Annotated in this window: 17 protein-coding genes; 11 read left to right on the top strand and 6 right to left on the bottom strand. The window is 70.8% G+C overall.

Annotated elements, in window-relative coordinates:
• Positions 1 to 15: 15 nt before the first annotated feature.
• Entirely contained in the window at positions 16 to 1,932 is a 1,917-nt protein-coding gene (locus tag ADL03_RS09560) for a helicase-associated domain-containing protein (RefSeq protein ID WP_053733015.1), read from the bottom strand.
• A 76-nt stretch (positions 1,933 to 2,008) separates the two neighbouring features.
• On the opposite strand from ADL03_RS09560, the gene ADL03_RS09555 reads away from it, so the two are divergent.
• Positions 2,009 to 2,656 carry a DUF2461 domain-containing protein gene (locus tag ADL03_RS09555; RefSeq protein ID WP_053733014.1) on the top strand — a complete coding sequence of 216 codons (648 nt, stop codon included), beginning with the start codon at positions 2,009 to 2,011 and terminating at the stop codon, positions 2,654 to 2,656.
• Here the strand turns inward: ADL03_RS09555 and ADL03_RS09550 are convergent.
• Positions 2,595 to 2,948, bottom strand: a complete 354-nt coding sequence (locus ADL03_RS09550; protein ID WP_082373015.1) for a hypothetical protein — start codon at positions 2,946 to 2,948, stop codon at positions 2,595 to 2,597. The two genes, ADL03_RS09555 and ADL03_RS09550, sit on opposite strands and share 62 nt — an antisense overlap.
• Positions 2,949 to 3,012: 64 nt before the next feature.
• Between ADL03_RS09550 and pyk the strand changes: the two genes are divergently transcribed.
• The 4 genes from pyk (at position 3,013) to ADL03_RS09530 (ending at position 6,564) form a co-directional block, all read left to right on the top strand.
• Positions 3,013 to 4,437, top strand: coding sequence for a pyruvate kinase (pyk, locus tag ADL03_RS09545; protein WP_053733012.1), 1,425 nt, complete (start codon positions 3,013 to 3,015; stop codon positions 4,435 to 4,437).
• 72 nt (positions 4,438 to 4,509) lie between these two features.
• A complete protein-coding gene (gene tesB / locus ADL03_RS09540; protein WP_231641704.1) occupies positions 4,510 to 5,361 on the top strand; it encodes an acyl-CoA thioesterase II in 852 nt (283 codons plus the stop codon).
• Positions 5,362 to 5,451: 90 nt separating this feature from the next.
• Positions 5,452 to 5,970 carry a Uma2 family endonuclease gene (locus tag ADL03_RS09535; protein ID WP_157528413.1) on the top strand — a complete coding sequence of 173 codons (519 nt, stop codon included), beginning with the start codon at positions 5,452 to 5,454 and terminating at the stop codon, positions 5,968 to 5,970.
• Between the two features lie 36 nt (positions 5,971 to 6,006).
• Positions 6,007 to 6,564, top strand: coding sequence for a Uma2 family endonuclease (locus ADL03_RS09530; protein ID WP_053733103.1), 558 nt, complete (start codon positions 6,007 to 6,009; stop codon positions 6,562 to 6,564).
• Here ADL03_RS09530 and ADL03_RS09525 read toward each other — a convergent pair.
• Entirely contained in the window at positions 6,561 to 7,070 is a 510-nt protein-coding gene (locus ADL03_RS09525) for an Lrp/AsnC family transcriptional regulator (RefSeq protein ID WP_053733010.1), read from the bottom strand. The two genes, ADL03_RS09530 and ADL03_RS09525, sit on opposite strands and share 4 nt — an antisense overlap.
• A 60-nt stretch (positions 7,071 to 7,130) precedes the next feature.
• On the opposite strand from ADL03_RS09525, the gene ADL03_RS09520 reads away from it, so the two are divergent.
• Positions 7,131 to 7,727 carry a LysE family translocator gene (locus tag ADL03_RS09520; RefSeq protein ID WP_053733009.1) on the top strand — a complete coding sequence of 199 codons (597 nt, stop codon included), beginning with the start codon at positions 7,131 to 7,133 and terminating at the stop codon, positions 7,725 to 7,727.
• Here the strand turns inward: ADL03_RS09520 and ADL03_RS09515 are convergent.
• The gene (locus ADL03_RS09515) at positions 7,710 to 8,012 is read right to left on the bottom strand and encodes a DUF2218 domain-containing protein (protein WP_053733008.1); all 303 of its coding nucleotides are present in this window, start codon (positions 8,010 to 8,012) and stop codon (positions 7,710 to 7,712) included. The two genes, ADL03_RS09520 and ADL03_RS09515, sit on opposite strands and share 18 nt — an antisense overlap.
• Positions 8,013 to 8,134: 122 nt before the next feature.
• Here ADL03_RS09515 and gndA point away from each other — a divergent pair, with 122 nt between their 5' ends.
• Entirely contained in the window at positions 8,135 to 9,565 is a 1,431-nt protein-coding gene (gene gndA, locus ADL03_RS09510) for an NADP-dependent phosphogluconate dehydrogenase (protein ID WP_053733007.1), read from the top strand.
• Positions 9,562 to 11,100, top strand: coding sequence for a D-alanyl-D-alanine carboxypeptidase/D-alanyl-D-alanine-endopeptidase (dacB, locus tag ADL03_RS09505; RefSeq protein ID WP_063798524.1), 1,539 nt, complete (start codon positions 9,562 to 9,564; stop codon positions 11,098 to 11,100). Before gndA ends, dacB begins: the two co-directional genes overlap by 4 nt.
• 55 nt (positions 11,101 to 11,155) lie before the next feature.
• On the opposite strand, the gene ADL03_RS09500 is transcribed toward dacB, so the two are convergent.
• Positions 11,156 to 13,378 (bottom strand): SulP family inorganic anion transporter, encoded by a 2,223-nt coding sequence (locus ADL03_RS09500; protein WP_053733005.1) that lies wholly within the window; start codon positions 13,376 to 13,378, stop codon positions 11,156 to 11,158.
• 380 nt (positions 13,379 to 13,758) lie between these two features.
• Complete coding sequence (locus ADL03_RS09495; RefSeq protein ID WP_053733004.1) at positions 13,759 to 14,076, bottom strand: hypothetical protein; 318 nt, start codon at positions 14,074 to 14,076, stop codon at positions 13,759 to 13,761.
• Positions 14,077 to 14,224: 148 nt separating this feature from the next.
• On the opposite strand from ADL03_RS09495, the gene ADL03_RS09490 reads away from it, so the two are divergent.
• From ADL03_RS09490 to ADL03_RS09480, 3 genes are all read left to right on the top strand, one after another.
• A complete protein-coding gene (locus ADL03_RS09490) occupies positions 14,225 to 15,073 on the top strand; it encodes a helix-turn-helix transcriptional regulator (RefSeq protein ID WP_053733003.1) in 849 nt (282 codons plus the stop codon).
• Between the two features lie 33 nt (positions 15,074 to 15,106).
• Positions 15,107 to 15,289 carry a DUF397 domain-containing protein gene (locus ADL03_RS09485; RefSeq protein WP_369808957.1) on the top strand — a complete coding sequence of 61 codons (183 nt, stop codon included), beginning with the start codon at positions 15,107 to 15,109 and terminating at the stop codon, positions 15,287 to 15,289.
• A 317-nt stretch (positions 15,290 to 15,606) separates the two neighbouring features.
• The coding region (locus tag ADL03_RS09480) for an AfsR/SARP family transcriptional regulator (protein ID WP_053733001.1) at positions 15,607 to 18,318 on the top strand (2,712 nt) is incomplete at its 3' end.

Raw genomic sequence — 18,318 nt, 5'->3', positions numbered from 1 at the left:
GACTTCACCAGGTGTTCATCCGCCCGGCGCGCGCACCGCCCGCACGTGCTCGATGTGGAACTCCCTGCTGGCACCGCCCTCGCAGTCCGCGGTCAGCACCCCGTCGAGGTGCTTGACCGGGGTGATCAGGACCGTCTCCGTCTGCCGCGGCCCGCTCGCGTACCCGATCCGCACCGGCCGCCCGTCGACCAGCGCGGAGGCGAGCCGCTGCACCTCCTCGTCGCGCAGGAAGACGTTCTGGTCGCGCAACATCCGCGCCGCGTTCGTCCGCGGCGTGCCCCGGCCGACCACCTGCCGCTCCTGCTCCACCAGCCGCACCGCGAGCTGCGCCAGCTCCACGTCGTCCAGCACGGGCCTGCGCCGGTCCTGCCCGCGCTCGCCGCGCGGGGCCGCCCGTTCCGGCCGCGTGCGCTCCACAATGGACCGGTCGCCGCCGTCGACGCCCTTCGGCGCGTACCCGGCCCTGCGCAACGCCGCCAGCGTCTCGGTCATCGGCGCCACGGAGGCCAGCACGGTCGGCGCGAGGAACCGCAGCCCCAGCGGGTGCAACGCGCGGGTCCTGGCGATCTCCTGCAGCAGCGCCGGGTCCTCCGCCCGCACGCAGCACGCCACCTCGGTCACCGTCAGCTGCCCGTGCCGCCGCGCCACGTCCTGCACCTGGTACTCGACCGCCTGCGGTAACGGCCCCTCCGCCACCACACCCAGCCGCAGCAGCACCTCGTCGGCCGACAGCCCGGCGTCGAGGGCCCGCCGGATCGAGCCCGCCGACAGCCGCCACACCCGCGCCGTGTCGTCGTTCTCCAGGTCGGCCACCAGGTTCAGCGTCGAGCTCAGTGCCGTCGACGGCAGCCCGTCCACCACCGCCGTCAGGTCCGCCTGGAACACCGCCCGCTCGGTCGCGGCCGGCATCAGCCGCACCGCGGCCGCCTCGACGTCACCGCCGTGCAGCACCGCATGTCCCAGCGGCGTCAGCGCGCCGTCCGCGACCAGCGCGAGCGCCTCCAGCTCCGCGACCACCGCCGCCGTGACCCGCGCCTCGTGCACGGCCGGGCGGGCCCACACCAGCTCGTCGACCAGCTCACCGACGTCGACGACGGCGTGGTCCGCGCTGAACGCGGCCAGCGTGGACCGGCGCAGCTCGGCGCCGGCCTGCCCGGCGTAGTCGCGCAACGCTGCCCGTGCCTGCTCGGGATCGGGCCGCCAGTCCATCCGCTGCCACGCCGCGACCAGCGCCGTGAGCCGCACGCCGGGATGCGCGTCGAGCCACGCGTCCGCGTGCCTGGTCGGCCGCAGGTGGCCGCGTTCCAGCCCGAGCAGCTGCGCCTCGACCGCCAGCTCCAGCCGCAGCCGCAGCACGGCGTCGGTGACCCGCAGCAGCCGCGCCACCCGCCGGATCTCCGGCGTCGCGACCCCGCCGGTGTAGCGGGCGTCGAAGTTCTCCCGCTCGCAGTGGGCCAGCAGCCGCGCCACACCATCCACAGTGGACATGGCAGGTCCGGCCGGTGAGGCGGGCGAGGCGGGTCGCCGCCGTGCCGCCGGCGGCCGCGGCGTGAGCCGGGGCCGGGCGTGCGCGGCCCGCACCGAGTTGACCTCCCTGAGCGTGGCACCCTCCGGCCAGGCCAGCGCCCGCTTCGTGAGCTCGCCGAACGCCCGGCCGAACTCCTGCGACGAACAGCCCAGGTCGGCGCACACCGCGTCCACGCCCGCCCTGGCGCCCAGCCGGATGATCGCGCCGAGCACGTCCACCGCGCCCTGGTCGAGCTCGTCCTCCGCGTGGTGCACCGAGTCGGGGTCGGTGAGCTGGTAGGCGAGGTCCTTCAGCGATCTCAGCAGCCGGTCGCCCACGTCCCCGCGGTGGGTCAGGATCACCGCCACCTCGCCCTGGTCGAGTCGCTGGAGCCAGGTCGCGAGCGCGTTGGTACGGCGTGGCATTCGTCCGAGTATGGCCCTGACTGTCTCCACCCAAACGATTTTTCACGCATTTGGGCGGTCGGCCTAGGCTGACTCGGTGACGTTCGACGGTTTCGGCGAGTACGCCATCGACTTCTACGACGGTCTGGTCCTGGACAACTCGAAGGCGTACTGGGACGACAACAAGGAGACCTACCTGCGCGACGTGCGCGCACCGATGGAGGCGCTGCTGCTCGCGCTGGAGAAGGAGTTCGGCGAGGGCAAGGTGTTCCGCCCGTACCGCGACGTGCGGTTCGCCAAGGACAAGACGCCGTACAAGGACCACTGCGGCGGCGTGATCGAGCGGGGCCGCGGCGGCGGCGCGTACTACGTGCAGCTCAGCCCGGAGGGGCTGATGGTCGGCGGCGGCTCGTTCCACATGGCCTCCGACCAGCTCGCCCGCTACCGCGCCTCGGTCGACGCGCACGGCGTGCTGCTGCGCAAGATCGTCGACAAGCTCGTCAAGCAGGGCTGGACCGTCGCGGGCGACGTGATGAGGTCGAGGCCGCGCGGGTTCGCCGAGGACCACCCGCACCTCGACCTGCTCAAGCACCGGTCGCTCTACGTGCGCAAGGTGTGGGAGCCCGACGACGTGCTGCACGAGCCGGGGTGCCTCGACCGGGTGCGCAAGGCGTGGCGGCAGCTCAGGGAGCTGAACGAGTGGTGCCAGGACCACGTCGGCGTGAGCGAACTGCCGCGGCGATAGCCCAGCCCAGGCCGATCCCGGCCACGTCCACGAGCGCGTCGAGGACGTCCCCGCTGCGGTGCAGCGGCGTGATCAGCTCCTGCAGCACCTCCGAAACACCTGCGTACGCCACCAGCGCCAGCAGAACGTGAGAAATCTTCGCGTACAGGCCGGTGAAGGCGAGCAGGGCGAAGAGCAGCGTGTGCACGACCTTGTCCGTTCCCGGCGGCGAGGAGGGCACACCTGACTCGGGGGTGAACAACACGACGACACTGAGCAACGCCGCGAACACGAACGGGAACACTCGACCCATTGTCAGAACATTACCGAGGAGTAGTTCGGGATCGGTCCAGGAACGGGGACTACTCTCTCTACACGTGAGTCGACGCGCAAAGATCGTCTGTACCCTCGGTCCCGCCACTGGCACGCCCGAAAAGGTCCGTGACCTGGTAGCGGCCGGTATGGACGTGGCCAGGATGAACTTCAGCCACGGCAGCCATGCCGACCACAAGCAGGTCTACGACATGGTCCGCGCCGCAGCGGACGAGTCCGGTCGCGCCGTGGGCATCCTCGCCGACCTCCAGGGCCCCAAGATCCGGCTCGGCCGGTTCGCGGCCGGTCCTGTCGACTGGAACAACGGCGACATCGTCCGCATCACCGTCGAGGACGTCCAGGGCACGCACGACCGCGTGTCGACGACGTACAAGGAGCTCGCGAAGGACGCCAAGGTCGGCGACCGCCTGCTCGTGGACGACGGCAAGGTCGGCCTCGTGGTCGTCGACGTCGAAGGTTCCGACGTCGTGTGCGAGGTCACCGAGGGCGGTCCGGTCAGCAACAACAAGGGCCTGTCGCTGCCCGGCATGGACGTCTCCGTGCCGGCGCTGTCCGAGAAGGACATCGAGGACCTGGAGTTCGCGCTCTCGCTGGGTGTGGACTTCATCGCACTGTCGTTCGTCCGCTCCCCGGCCGACATCGACCTCGTCCACCAGGTCATGGACCGCTCCGGCGGCAAGCGCCTCCCGGTGATCGCGAAGATCGAGAAGCCGGAGGCCGTGGACAACCTCGAAGCGATCGTCCTGGCCTTCGACGGCGTCATGGTCGCCCGCGGTGACCTGGGCGTCGAGCTGCCGCTCGAGCACGTGCCGCTGGTGCAGAAGCGCGCGATCCAGATCGCCCGCGAGAACGCCAAGCCGGTCATCGTCGCGACCCAGATGCTCGACTCGATGATCACCAACTCCCGCCCGACCCGCGCCGAGACGTCCGACGTCGCGAACGCGGTGCTCGACGGCGCGGACGCGCTGATGCTGTCCGGCGAGACCTCGGTCGGCCGCTACGCCATCGAGTCCGTGAAGACCATGGGCCGCATCATCGAGGCCGTCGAGACCGAGTCGGTCGTCGTGCCGCCGCTGACCCACGTCCCGCGCACCAAGCGCGGTGTGATCTCCTACGCGGCCCGCGACATCGGCGAGCGCCTCAACGCCAAGGCCCTGGTCGCGTTCACGCAGTCCGGTGACACGGTCCGCCGCCTGGCCCGCCTGCACACGCACCTGCCGCTGCTGGCGTTCACGCCGGAGCCCGCGGTGCGCTCGCAGCTGTCGCTGACGTGGGGCACCGAGACGTTCCTGGTGCCGAAGGTGGAGTCCACCGACGAGATGGTCCGCCAGGTCGACGTCGCCATGCTGGAGATCGGCCGCTACCAGGCCGGTGACCTCATGGTGGTGGTCGCCGGATCGCCGCCTGGCACCATTGGGTCGACGAACCTCATCCGGGTGCACCGGCTGGGGGAGGACGACCACGCGTAGGAGTGCTTGACCGTGACTGAGGCCGCCCGTGCCGCTGCTGAGCGCCCATCGGGCCTGAGCGGACAATCCGCAGTGGACGACCTGGTCGCGTTGCTCGACCTGGAACGCATCGAGGAGAACATCTTCCGCGGTGTGTCACCCGCCGAGTCGCCGGTGCGCGTCTTCGGCGGGCAGGTGGCCGGGCAGGCGCTGGTGGCCGCGGGTCGGACCGTGCCGGTGGAACGCCGGGTGCACTCGCTGCACTCGTACTTCATCCGGCCCGGCGACCCGCGGGTGCCGATCGTGTACGAGGTGGACCGCATCCGCGACGGCCGCTCGTTCACCACCCGCCGCGTCGTGGCCGTGCAGCACGGCAAGGCCATCTTCGCCCTCTCCGCCTCGTTCCAGCTGGAGGAGCAGGGCATCGAGCACTCGGCGGCGATGCCCGCCGTGCCGGACCCGGAGACGTTGCCCACGTGGGCCGAGCAGGCGGAGGGCTACCTCCTGCACTCCTCGAAGTTCCCGCGGCCGATCGACGTGCGCTACGTCACCGAGCCGCCGTGGGAGTCGCGTGAGGACGGTCCCGGCGAACCCGCGTCCCGCGTGTGGATGAAGGCCGACGGCAAGCTGCCGGACGACCCGATGCTGCACATCTGCGTGATGACCTACGCCTCGGACATGACGCTGCTGGACGGGGTGCTGGCCAAGCACGGCGTGTACTGGGGCCTGGACAAGGTGCTGGGCGCCTCGCTGGACCACGCGATGTGGTTCCACCGGCCGTTCCGCGCCGACGAGTGGCTGCTGTACGACACCGCCTCGCCGTCGTCGTCCGGCAACCGCGGGCTGGCGACCGGGCAGTTCTTCACGCAGGACGGCCAGCTGGTGGCGACCGTCGTGCAGGAGGGCCTGATCCGGGTGCTCAAGTCGTCACCCGATGGGGAGTGAGCCGGCACATCAGTTCGAACCACGCTGGTGAGTGATCGCGTGGAGGACGTCCAACGCCGACACTGGAAGTAGCTGGTGGCGGGAGACTCCATGGCGAGTGGGACGCGATGCCAGAGGACCTGTGTCGTCGTCGTTGATGGGGTTGTGCAAGTGATCGCCTCTTCCGTCCCTTTGCACCAGCGGGTTGCTCGCAATCTCGCCAACCGGCTGGACGAGCAGCTACCGGACGGCCTGGTCGCCGAGTGCGATGTGGAGGTCGTGCTCCAGCCGGGCGCGCGGGCGACCGTGTGCAGGCCGGATGTCGTGGTCACCTCGGCCGGGAGCTACGGCGATGGGTGTCATCGCCTTGACGCCGCGGACGTTCTGCTCGCGGTCGAGGTCGTGCCGCCGGGATCGAAGCGCGCGGACCGCGTGACGAAGCCGATGCTGTACGCCAAAGCCGGCATCGCCCGCTACTGGGTCGTCGACCTCGGCGAGCCGGTCAGCCTGGCGGCCTTCGAGCTGGTCGGTGACCTCTACAAGCTGGTCGAGGAAGGCGTGGGCCGGGTCGAGCTCACCTGGCCGACGGGGTTCTCGGTCGACCTCGACCGGCTGACTCGCCGCCGTTAGCCGGTGCGTCATCCCATGGAGTGGTTCCCGGCACGCATGACTGCGAACGCGGGGCGTGATCACCTGGTGAGCCTGGACGAGTGGGACGCGATGCCCGAGGACAAGAACCTCGAGCTCGTAGATGGAGTCCTGCACCTGGTATCTGCTGCTCTTCCCCCACACCGGAAGGCGCAGAACCGCCTGGCCCACTGGTTCGACGAACAACTGCCCGACGGTCTCACGGCCTACGCCGACGTCGACGTGGTGCTCGACGCTTCGAGCCGGCCGACTGTGCGCAAACCCGATGTCGTCGTCGTGTCGGTCGAGGCGGCGCGCCGCGCGCCGAAGCGGTTCGCCGCAGCGGATGTGCTGCTCGCGGTGGAGATCGTGTCGCCGGGTTCGGAGCGCGTGGACCGAGTCACGAAACCCACTCAGTACGCCAAAGCGGGAATCGCGCACTACTGGCTGGTCGAGCTCGACGAGCCGGTGAGTCTGACGACCTTCGAACTGGTTGACGGCGTGTACAAACTGGCTGAGGACGGCACCGGCGAGGTGAAGCTGAGCAAGCCCGCTCCACTGGTGATCGACCTCGACCGGCTGACCGCGCTTCGTTAGTCCGTGCGCCGCCGCCGGTGCGTCGGCCGCAGGTTCGCCGGCGGTGTCAGCGCCCGTGTCTCCACCCGTTCCAGCACCACCGACGACGTCAGGTTCCGCACCTCCGTCCGTGACGCGATCTTGTCCATCAGGAACGCCTGCAGGTGCGTCGAGCCGGCCACCGCGATGTGGATCAGGAAGTCCGCCTGCCCGGAGACGTGGAAGATCGACCGGGTTTCCGGCTGCGCCATCACGAACGCGCGGAACGCCGCCACGACCGGACGGGTGTGCGGTCGCACGTTCACCGACACCACGGCCTCCAGCGGCAGGCCCGTCGTGGCCGGGTCGACCACGGCGTGGCACCCGGTGATCACGCCCAGTTCGCGCAGCCGCCGGACCCGTTGCAGGCAGGACGACGGCGCCAGCCCGACGATCTCCGCCAGGGTCCGGTTCGGCAGGGTCGCGTCGTTCTGCAACTCCTCCAGGATGTGCCAGTCGACCGAATCCAGTTCGGCTTGTTCGCGCATAAGCGAACATCGTACTGACCAGGTGGAATGTGCTCGAACGAGTGGCGGACGATCCCGCCCATGCACATCGCGTGGACGTCTTTCCTGCTGGCCCTCGTGGTGATCACGGTCGTGCCCGGTCCGGACTTCGTCCTGATCATGGGCAACGCGGTGCGCAGCCTCCGCTTGGGCGTCATGGCCGCGCTGGGGGTCGTCACCGGCCTGCTCGTGCACGCCACCCTCGCGACCCTCGGCCTGTCCGCGCTCGTGGTGGCGGCGCCGGCGGCGTTGTTCGTCGTCAAGGCGGTCGGCGCGCTCTACCTGGCCTACCTCGGGTTCATGACGTTCCGGTCGGCCGGTGGGCAGGCGGCCGAGCAGCCGCGCGGCAACGGCAACGTCTTCCTGCGCGGCGTGCTCTGCGACCTGTTGAACCCCAAGGTGATGCTCACGTTCCTGAGCCTCATCCCGCAGGCGATGGACCCGGCCGCCCCGCCGCTGCCGCAGGCCGCGCTGCTCAGCGCCGTGACGGTCGGGGTGTTCGCGGGCTTCTGGGTGGTGGTGGTCCCGCTGGCTCGTCAGCTGGGCACGGTGCTGAGCAAGCCGAAGGTCCGCGCTCCGTTCGAGCGGGTCTGTGGTACCGCTCTCATCGCGATGGCGGCGTCAGTTCTCGCTGCCTGAGTCCGACCAGGTCACGGTCAGCTCGTCGCGGGTGCCGAACCGCACCAGGTGCCGTTCCACGACGTCGCGCAGCCGTTCCACGCCCTCCTCGGAGTCGGCCTCGACCCGCAGCCGCAGGGCGTCCGGTGCGGCGGTGAAGGACGCCAGACCGGCGGAGAACCGCACGAAACCGCGTCCGTCCTCCCAGGACCCTTCCAGGTCCTTGTGCGTGAAGTGCTTGACCAGCTGGGATCCGTAGCGCTCGGCGCGGTCGGTGGCCGAGGTGCCCTCGCTCACAAACGTCATGAAACCCAACTTACGCCTAGCCCTACGTATCCCGGCGTGACGCGGTTCACCTGGCGAAACAGAGGCTGAGAAGACGCTGTGACGTCTCGCGCAAAGGCGCAGAACACGGCAGGCTGTCGCCTATGACTGAAGGCAAAGCACGTATCGCGGTCACCGGTCTTGCCACCATGGGCAGCAACCTCGCGCGCAACCTCGCGCGGCACGGTTTCACAGTCGCCGTGCACAACCGGACGCCCGCGAAGATGAAGTCGCTGCTCGAAGAGCACGGCCACGAAGGCGACTTCGTCGGCGCCGAGACGCTGGAGGAGCTCGTGCAGAGCCTCCAGACGCCGCGCCAGATCATCATCATGGTGAAGGCCGGTGGGCCGACCGACGCCGTCATCGACGAGCTGAGCGGGCTGCTGGAGCCCGGCGACATGGTCATCGACGGCGGCAACGCCCATTACGCCGACACGCGCCGCCGGGAGGCCGCGCTCAAGGAGAAGGGCCTGCTGTTCGTCGGCGCCGGCATCTCCGGCGGCGAGGAGGGCGCGCTCAACGGCCCCAGCATCATGCCGGGCGGCCCCGCCGAGTCCTACCGGCACGTCGGCCCGGTCTTCGAGGAGATCGCCGCCAAGGTGGACGGCCAGCCGTGCTGCGTGCACGTCGGCCCGGACGGCGCAGGGCACTTCGTGAAGATGGTGCACAACGGCATCGAGTACGCCGACATGCAGCTGATCGCCGAGGCGTTCGACCTGCTCTCCCGCGTCGGCGGCCAGACGCCCGCCGAGATCTCCGAGGTTTTCACGCAGTGGAACTCGGGTGACCTGGAGTCGTACCTGGTCGAGATCACCGCGGAGGTGCTCAAGCACGTCGACGCGGACGGCACGCCGCTCGTGCAGGTCATCGAGGACGCGGCGGAGCAGAAGGGCACCGGCCGCTGGACCGTGCAGGAGGCGCTGGAGCTGGGCGTGCCGGTCACCGGCATCGCCGAGGCCGTGTTCGCGCGCTCGTTGTCGGGCCACACCGACCAGCGCAAGGCCGTCCGCGAGGCGTTCGGTGCCAGCGAGGTCGTCGCGAAGCCGGACCCCGAGCTGGTCGACGACGTGCGCCAGGCGCTGTACGCGTCGAAGGTCGTGGCGTACGCGCAGGGCTTCGACATGATGCGCGAGGCGTCGAAGAACTTCGACTGGAACATCGACCTCGGTGCGATGGCGACGATCTGGCGTGGCGGCTGCATCATCCGCGCCCGGTTCCTCAACCGCATCCGCGAGGCCTACGACGCGAACCCCGACCTCGCGTCCCTGTTGGTGGACAACTACTTCCGCGACGCCGTGCAGAACGCTGAGGCCGCTTGGCGGCGCGTTGTCGTCCGTGCGGTCGAATCCGGCGTCCCGACTCCTGGCTTCGTGTCCGCTTTGGCCTACTACGACGGCCTTCGCTCCGAACGCCTGCCGGCCGCGCTCGTCCAGGGACAGCGCGACTTCTTCGGCGCTCACACTTATCGCCGCACCGACCGGACCGGTAGCTTCCACACGTTGTGGTCCGGCGACAGGTCTGAGGTGGAAGCGTGAAATTTCGTGCACTGGGGGCGGTCGTCGTTGCGGTGGCGGGGTTGACCCTGACATCGAGCGGCGGCGCCGGCGCGGCCGGCAACGAGGCACTTACCGCCGACCTCGACGCGATCCTCGCCGACCCGGGGCTCAAGGGCGCCGACGTCGGCATCACCGTGCGGGACGCGAACTCCGGCGAGGTCCTCTACACGAGGTCGGGCGGCCGGCGTTCGCAGGTCGCGTCGAACCTGAAGGTGCTCACGACGGCCGCGGCGCTCGACCTGCTCGGGCCGGACTTCCGGTGGAAGACCGAGCTGCGGTCGGCGGGCACCCGCTCGGGCGCGACGCTGAACGGCGACCTGGTCTTGCGCGGCACCGGCGACCCGACCATGTCCGCCCCGCGCTACCAGGCGCTCGCGGACACGTTGAAGAACAGCGGTGTCACGCAGGTCACCGGCGCGCTCGTGCTGGACGACACGGCGTTCGACACCCAGCCGTACGGCAGCGGCTGGGCGTGGGACGACGAGCCGTACTCCTACAGCGCGGAGACGTCGGCGCTCACGCTGTCGCCGGACGCGAAGTACAGCGCCGGCACGGTGGTCGTGCGCGTGCGGCCGGGTGCCGCGACCGGTGACCCGGTGCAGGTGAGCGTCGAGCCCGAGAACGACGTGGTGCAGATCCAGAACACCGCGACGACCAACGGCGACGAGGGCATCACCGTCGAACGCGAGCACGGCACCAACGTGATCAAGGTCAGCGGTTCGACCTGGGTCGAGACGACGGCGCTCTCCACCGTCAAGGACCCGACCGGCCTGGTCTCGTCGGTGTTCGGCAAGGCGTTGCAGCGCAACGGGATCCAGGTGCTGGGCGGGGTGAGGCGCGCCCAGGCCCCGCAGGGTGCCGCGGTGCTCGCCTCCGAGGAGTCGATCACGCTGGCCCAGCTCGTCACGCCGTTGCTGAAGAACAGCAACAACATGCTGGCGGAGGTGCTGGTCAAGTCCGCGGGCGGCTCGTTCCCCAACGGCGTCAACCAGCTCAGCCGCAAGTGGGCCGGCCTCGGCGTCGACCCGAACTGGATCGAGGTCTTCGACGGCTCCGGCATGTCGCGGCTCGACCAGATGTCACCGGACGACCTGAGCTCGGTCCTGGTCAAGGCGAAGACGAAGCCGTGGTTCAGCACGTGGCAGGCGTCGCTGCCGGTCGCGGGCCGCGACGGCACGCTGGTCAACCGCATGAAGGGCACCAAGGCGGAGGGCAACGTGCAGGCCAAGACCGGCTCGCTGTCCGGTGTCTCGGCGCTGTCCGGCTACGTCACCACGCAGACCGGCCGCCAGCTGGTGTTCTCGCTCGTGCAGAACAACGTGGTGCTGTGGGTCAGCCCCAAGACGGTCGAGGACAGGGTCGCCGTGCGGCTGGCGAACGACGGTGCGCCCCAGTTCACCCAGCAGAAGGCCGAGCCGGTGCCGCAGCAGCGGAAGGCACCGGCGCAGGAGCGCACCAAGGTTCCGGCCAAGGAGCGCTTCGACGTCGAGTGCTCGTGGATCGGCACCTGCTGATCGACGTGCGAAACATCGGAGCCGCCCCGCGAAACCGGGGCGGCTCCAGTGTTTCCTAGGCCGGTGACGGCACGGGTTCGAGGCCGTTGCGGTCCGGGTCGACCAGGTACACGCGGGCGTTGGAGATGTCGAAGTACATGCCCTTCAACGTGAGCGCGCCCGCCGCGACCGCCTCCCGCACGCTCGGGTGGCCGAGCAGGTTGTCCAGCTGCTGCGCGACGTTCGCGACGGCGAGCCGGTCGCCCACCGGCAGCTCCGCGCACCCCGGCGCGGTCGGCGCGTGGAAGCGGATCAGCGACGGTTCGGCGTTGCGCAGCCAGGAGTGCAGGTGCGAGCCGGGTGCCGCGCCACCGCGCACCAACGCCTTCATCGCGCCGCAGTCGGAGTGCCCGCACACGACGATGGTGCTGACGTTGAGGATCTCGACCGCGTACTCGACCGCGGCACCGACCGACCGGTCCTCCGCGTCGTGCATCGGCACCAGGTTGCCGATGTTGCGCACGCAGAACAGGTCACCCGGCCCGGACGTGGTGATCAGGTTCGGCACCACGCGCGAGTCGGAACAGGTGATGAACAGCTGCCGCGGCCGTTGCCCGCGCAGCGCCAGCTCGTGCAGGAACGGGCGGACCAGCGGCGCCGACCGGCGTTCGAACTCGTGCATGCCCAGCAGCATGGGATCGCTCTCCGGCGCCGCCCGCTGGGCCGGGAGCACCGGCACAGCGGAGCCCTGCCAGTGCGACCACGGCGCGAACCAGCGCGGCAGCGGGCCGGGCAACGTCTTGCGCCGCCCCGGTTTGCCCTGGTTCGCCCGGTCGTACCAGGTGTCGTGCACCTCGTCGACCCGCACCCGGCCGCCGAGCCGCTCGTAGCCCTCGCGCCAGTCGTTGATCGCCTCGTAGGACGCGTGGTCCAGGTAGTCGACGTGCAGCTCCAGCACCACCGTGCGGCCCAGCGGCAGCCGGCGCAGCTCGCGCACCAGCCGCCCGACCCCGAGGAACACCAGCGACCCGTGCACGCACACCCGGTCGCCCTCGACCCGCACCGAGCAGTGCGTCAGCCGGTACAGCGCGCGCAGCAACGCGATCGCGAGCCCCGCGACCACGCCTTCGAGCAGTCCGAACAGGACGACGCCGAGCACCGTCGCCGAGTAGACGAGGAACTCCTCGTGCCGCAGCAGGTTGCGCATCCGCTCGACCGACACGAGCCGGAGACCGACGATCAGCAGCACGCCCGCGAGCGCCGCCAGCGGGATCAGCTCCAGTGCGGGAGCGAACGCGAGCACCGCCACCGCGATCCACACGCCCTGCAAGATCGCGGCGTACCGGGTCCTCGCACCGGACGCGACGTTCGTGGAGCTGCGCGCCAGGCCACCGCTGATCGGGAACCCGCCCAGCGCCCCCGCGAGCACGTTGCCGGTGCCCTGCGCGATCAGCTCCTTGTCCAGCCGGGCCCGCGGCCCGTCGTGCAGCCGGTCCACGGCCACCGCCGACAGCAGCGACTCCATGCTCGCCACCAGCGCGACCGTGACGACGGCCGTGACGACCGCGCCGGTGCTGCCCTGCGGCACCGCGGGGAACACCAGCTCGTGGCTGTCCGGCAGGTCGACCCGCGCGACGTCGAGGCGCAGCAGGAACGCGAGCCCGGTCGCGGCGGCGACGGCCACCAGCGGCGCCGGCACCAGCGAGGCGCGCGGCACCCTGGGCCACAGCAGCAGGACCGCGACCGCGGTCGCACCGGCGAGCACCGACCCGAGGTGCAGGCCGATCAGCTGACCGGGCAGCTGCGCGAGGTTCGCGGGCACCGTCGACGCCGCCGTGCCGCCGAGCACCACCACGACCTGGCCGGCCGCGATCGAGATGCCGATGCCCGCCAGCATGCCGTGCACCACGGCGGGGGACAGCGACATCACCAGCCGGCTGATGCCGGTGAGCCCCAGCGCCAGCTGCAGCACGCCGGCGCCCAGCGTGATCGCCGCGGTGGCGGCCCAGCCGAACTGCGCCACCAGCCCGGCGACGATCACCACGAGCCCGGTGCCCGGTCCGCTGATCTGCAACGGCGCCCCGCTGATCGCACCGACCACCACGCCGCCGACCACGGCCGAGATGAGCCCGGCCATCAGCGGCGCGCCGGTGGCGTGGGCGATGCCGAGCGAGAGCGGGATGGAGATCAGGAACAGCACGAAGCTCGCGGGCAGGTCGTGCCGCAGGACCAGGCGCGGACCGCCCGGTGGACCGTGCGGGGTGTGCTCGCCGGCGTTGGACCGCGGGAGGTGGTTCACGTTCTTGCCTTTCGTGGAATGGCCGCATAGCCCTGTGCGAGGGCACAGGGCGAGGGGAAGGGGAGTGCGCGAGGGGAGCGCTAACGGCGCTCTAAGGGCAGCATGCGGCGCGGCCGGACGGCTGCGAGCGCGTCGGCGCGGTCATGCGGGGTCGGCACGGGAACACCTCCGTGTCGGCACAGGCATCGGATCGAGATCAGGCCGCGTCACCACCAATGATGGCTGCGGAACCGGCGCTGTGACAGGTGTGTCAACCGGTCGTGTTGATCTTCGCGGGTGATCGTCACGCGAGGTGATGACAGAGCAGGGCCGGCTCCGGTCGGGGGGTGCGGAGCCGGCCCAGGTCAGGACGGAGCTGAAGAACTATCGAGTTCCGCGGTTCAGCCCACCGGGCGCAGGTGCTTGCCGTGCGCAGTCTCCTGCCCCACCACGGTCAGGATCAGCTGCGCCGACAGGTATGCCCGGCACGGTGCGGGCATCCGCCGGGAGAACCAGCCGCGCTTGCACGTGGCACAACGGCCGTGCTCATCGGGCTGGTGCTCGTCGAGCAACGCCTTGACGACCGCGACCACCCTCGGCAGCTCTACCCTGGCGAGCACGAGGGCCGTCTGGTCGTCACCGCGCTGGGCGAGCTCGCTGAGCGTGGCCAGATGGGAGTGCAGCGACCTGTCCAGTTGGCTGAACACCGTGACGGCCATCAGGCTCAGAGCTCCAGTCCGTGCGTGAGCAACCCATGCAGACTGGCCTGCCCCCGATGCGGACTGCAAGTTGCAGTACACGAATGGATGACGTCCCTTTGCGGGGGTGTTCTTTGCTCTCAAACTAGAGCCCGACCAGGAGGTGTGGATGGCACGGGGTAGCAGCCCGACGCTGCGCAAGCGCCGGCTCGTGAGCGAGCTGAGGCGGTTGCGCGAAGCGGCCGAGCTGACGATCGAGGAGGTCGGCGAGCGCCTGGAGTGCTCGGCCTCCAAGATCAGCCGCATCGAGACCGGGAGGGTGGGGGTGAGCCCGCGCGACGTGCGGGACATGCTCACCGCCTACGGTGCGGACGCCGCCACACTGGAAGAACTGGTCCAGCTGGCCAGGGAGGCGCGCCGCAAGGCGTGGTGGGACGAGTTCGGCGACATCGTGCCCGGTCGCTACGTCGGGTACGAGGCCGACGCCGACTCCATCAGGACCTACCAGGGCCTGATGATCCCCGGCCTGCTGCAGTGCGAGGCGTACACGAGGTCGTTGATCTCCCAGGTGCTGCCGGACGCGAGCACCGCGGAGATCGACCGGCGGGTCCGGTTGCGCAAGGCTCGGCAGGCACTGCTGAGCGAGGACGACCCGTTGCGCCTGCACGTCGTGATCGACGAGGCCGCCCTGCGCAGGCTCGTCGGCGGCACCGGGGTGATGCGCACCCAGATGGTGCGTCTCCTCGAGGTCGGTGCGTTGCCGAACGTCACGATGCAGGTCGTGCCGTTCAGCGCCGGTGGTTACGCTGCGATGGACGGGCCGTTCGTCGTCCTGAGCTTTCCTGAGCAGCTCGACCCCGACGTGGTGTACATCGAAACCACTAGGAGCGGCGTCTACTTGGAGCAGTCGAGTGACGTCAGTTGGTACGCCGAGGTGTTCGAGCGTCTGGTGAGAACCGCCCTCAGGCCGGCGGAGTCCGCATCCCTGATCACGGAAGTCGCTCGCACTCTCGCGTGACTGCAGACCGGGAGTGAACAGACAGTGGAAACCTTGCGTTGGCGCAAGAGCAGCCGGTCGTCCGCCAGCGGGCCCGACTGCGTGGAGATCGCGCTCGTCCCGGCCGGTGCGGCCGTGCGTGACAGCAAGAACGCGGACGGGGCGCAGCTGCGGTTCCGTTCCGCGGGGTGGGAGAACTTCCTGACCGCCGCGAGGTCCGGCACGTTCGCCGGTTGATCCGACACAGAGCAGAAGGCCCGGCCGGGTGCACCGGCCGGGCCTTCGCGCGTAGGGGGACGTGGGCCGGCCGGCGTTCCGCCGCCGCGGGCTGGATGCCCCTTGCACGCCGGCCGACCCACGTCGATCATGGGGAGCAGCGGGTGTTCCGCTGTCCGGTCCAACTCCTTCGACTGCGCGATCTTCCGGTTTCCGTTGATCTCGCGGTCTGTGGTTGGTTGGACACGCTAAGCGTAAGAATGCCTTCTACAGCACGACTGGAGCCCGACTGAAGTGATCTTCAAGCTCCAGGTGGCCACCAGGCGAAGGACAGATCGGTGACACTCGGCGAGGAGCCCCCGCGGTTCGAGGTTCTCGGCCTTCTCCGGGTCGTTCGCGCAGGTCACGAGGTGGATCTCGGCGCGGCCAAGCAACGCGCCGTGCTCGCCGTGCTGCTGTTGTCGCGCAACACCCCCGTGAGCCGGGGCATGATCATCGAGGCCGTCTGGGGCGACAACGTGCCCTCGAGTGCGGTCAACCTCGTGCAGACCTACGTCGCCGGGCTGCGCCGCGCACTGGAACCGACGCGGGCGCGCCGGGCGCCCGCCGAGCTGCTCACGTCGGTCGGCGACGGCTACCTGCTGCGGGTCGAGCCGGGCGCGCTGGACCTCGACGTGTTCGAACGCCAGGTGTCGCTCGCCAACCGCCTGCGCGTGGCGGGCGACCTCGCCGGGGCGGCGGTGGAGCTGGACGACGCGCTGGCGTTGTTCCGCGCCGAGCCGCTGGGCGGGGTGTCGGGGCTCTTCGCCGACGTCGAGCGCGGTCGTCTCGTGGAACGCCGCCTCGCCGTGGTCGAGGAACGCGCCGAGCTCGGACTCGCGATCGGGCAGGGCCCCGAGCTGGTCTCGCAGCTGACCTCCCTCGTCGCCGAACACCCGTTGCGCGAGCGTGGCCACGGGCTGCTGATGCGTGCCCTGGTCCAGGCCGGGCGGCAGGCGGAGGCGCTGGCCGCCTACCGGGAGGCGCGCCGGGTGCTGATCGACGAGCTCGGTGTGGAGCCGGGACCGGAGCTGCGCCGCGTGCACCAGGCCGTGCTGGCGGGGGAGAGCCCCGAGCCGGAACGCGCGCCGGTCATGGTGCCCGCGCAGGCCGCCCCCGAGCCGGTCGTGACCGTGCCCGCGCAGCTGCCGCGTGCGCCCGTCGCGTTGATCGGGCGAGACGCGGAGCTGGCGCTGATGGACTCGCTGCTGAGCGCCCACGACGGTCCCGTGCTGCTGGTGACCGGTCCGGCGGGGGTGGGCAAGACGGCGCTGGCGCTGCACTGGGCGCACCGGGTGCGCGACGAGTTCCCGGACGGCCAGCTGTACGTCGACGTGCACGGCTACGACCCGAACCGGGAGCCGCTGGAGATCGGCGAGGTGCTGAACCGGTTCCTGCGCGCGCTCGGCGTCCCGGCCGGTGACACCCCGGTGTCGGTCGACGAGCGGTCCGCGCTGCTGCGCACGCGGCTGGCCGACCGCAGGATGCTCGTGATGCTCGACAACGTCCGCGGCTCCGGCGACCTGCTGCCGCTGCTGCCGGGCGCGCCGTCGTGCGTGGTCGTGACGTCACGCCGCCGCCTGGTCGGCCTCGTCGCCCAGGTCGAGGCGAAGCTGATCGAGCTGGACATGCTCACCCCCGACGCCGCCGTGGACGTGCTGGGCCGCATCGCCGGTCGCGCCGACGTGGAGGCCGCCGCGCTGCGTTCGCTGGCGGAGCTGTGCGACGGCCTGCCGCTGGCGCTGCGCATCGCCGCGGCCCGCCTGGCCGTGTCACCGAAGCTGAGCGTCGCCGAGCTCGTCGAGGAGCTGCAGGACGAACACGGCCGCCTGGCCGCTCTCGGCCTGGAGGACGGCGAGGGCCCGGTGCGCGCCGCCCTCGACGCCTCCCGCCGCGCACTGCCCCCGGTCCCGGCCCGCCTGCTGCCGATCATCGGCCTGCACCCCGGCGCCGACCTGACCCCGCACGTCGTGGCGGCGATGGGCGAAATCCCGCTGCTGGACGCCCAGCGAGCACTGGACGCACTGGCCGCCGCGAACCTGCTGTCCGTCTCCGAACCGGGCCGCCTGGTGGCCCACGACATGGTCCGCGTGTACACGAAGACGCTGGCGGGGGAGCTGTCCGAACCGGAACGCCGCGCCGCCACCGGCCGCATGCTGGACTACTACCTGCACTGCGCCGACCTGGCCGACGGCCTGCTCCCGATCAACCGCGGCAGCGTCCTGGTGGCCCCGCAGCACCGCCCCACCGCCGTCCCGTCCCTGACCGGCCCGTCCGACGCCATGGCCTGGTTCGACGCGGAACGCGCCAACCTGATCGCCGCCACCGACCACGCCGCGGCCTCCGGCTGGCACGTCCACGCGTGGCAACTGCCCTACACCCTGTCCCGCTACCTGTGGCTCCGCACCGAACGCGAAACCTCCCTCCGCATCACCCAGGCCGCCCTCGCCGCCGCCAACGCCCTGGGCGACGACGACGCCCGCTTCGTGATGCAGTTCAACCTCGGCGTGGCCCTCCTCCAGGTGGAACGCAAGGAGGAGGCCCTGACCGCCCACCGCGGCGCCCTGGAGGTGGCCCGCCACAAAGCCGACGTCCACCAGCAGGCCCGCGCCCTCACCACCGTCGCCGGCACCCTGATGGACCTCGGCCGCTCGGCGGAAGCCGAAGCCCACTACCGCGAGGCCATGGAGGTCTCCCGCACCGCGGGCTCCCGGTGGGCGGAAGCCAACGCCCACCACCACCTCGGCCTCCTCTACCTCGCCACCCAGCGCTACGACGACGCCAAACCGTGGCTCCGCGTGGCCCTGCGCATGTACCACGAGGTCGGCGAACAATGCGGCGAGGCCGCCTGCCACGTCGACCTCTCGACCGCACTGCTGGAAACCGACGACACCGAGGCCGCCCTCTCCTCGGCCCGCACCGCCCTGGCCGTGGCCTGCGACGCCGTCTCGCCTTACCACCAGGCCCTGGCCCACGACCGCCTGGCAGCAGTGTTCGACCGCCTCGGCGCC

Source organism: Nocardia sp. NRRL S-836 (assembly GCF_001279525.1).
Classification (GTDB): Bacteria; Actinomycetota; Actinomycetes; order Mycobacteriales; family Pseudonocardiaceae; genus Lentzea.
This window is presented reverse-complemented; position numbering and strand designations above follow the sequence as displayed.

Bases quoted from the DNA above. Each gene is read 5' to 3' on its own strand.
- ADL03_RS09550 (WP_082373015.1), bottom strand. From the start codon at position 2,948: ATGGGTCGAGTGTTCCCGTTCGTGTTCGCGGCGTTGCTCAGTGTCGTC.
- gndA (WP_053733007.1), top strand. From the start codon at position 8,135: ATGACTGAAGGCAAAGCACGTATCGCGGTCACCGGTCTTGCCACCATG.
- ADL03_RS09560 (WP_053733015.1), bottom strand. From the start codon at position 1,932: ATGCCACGCCGTACCAACGCGCTCGCGACCTGGCTCCAGCGACTCGAC.
- ADL03_RS09535 (WP_157528413.1), top strand. From the start codon at position 5,452: ATGGCGAGTGGGACGCGATGCCAGAGGACCTGTGTCGTCGTCGTTGAT.
- ADL03_RS09530 (WP_053733103.1), top strand. From the start codon at position 6,007: ATGACTGCGAACGCGGGGCGTGATCACCTGGTGAGCCTGGACGAGTGG.
- ADL03_RS09520 (WP_053733009.1), top strand. From the start codon at position 7,131: ATGCACATCGCGTGGACGTCTTTCCTGCTGGCCCTCGTGGTGATCACG.
- ADL03_RS09525 (WP_053733010.1), bottom strand. From the start codon at position 7,070: ATGCGCGAACAAGCCGAACTGGATTCGGTCGACTGGCACATCCTGGAG.
- ADL03_RS09495 (WP_053733004.1), bottom strand. From the start codon at position 14,076: ATGGCCGTCACGGTGTTCAGCCAACTGGACAGGTCGCTGCACTCCCAT.
- ADL03_RS09490 (WP_053733003.1), top strand. From the start codon at position 14,225: ATGGCACGGGGTAGCAGCCCGACGCTGCGCAAGCGCCGGCTCGTGAGC.
- ADL03_RS09515 (WP_053733008.1), bottom strand. From the start codon at position 8,012: ATGACGTTTGTGAGCGAGGGCACCTCGGCCACCGACCGCGCCGAGCGC.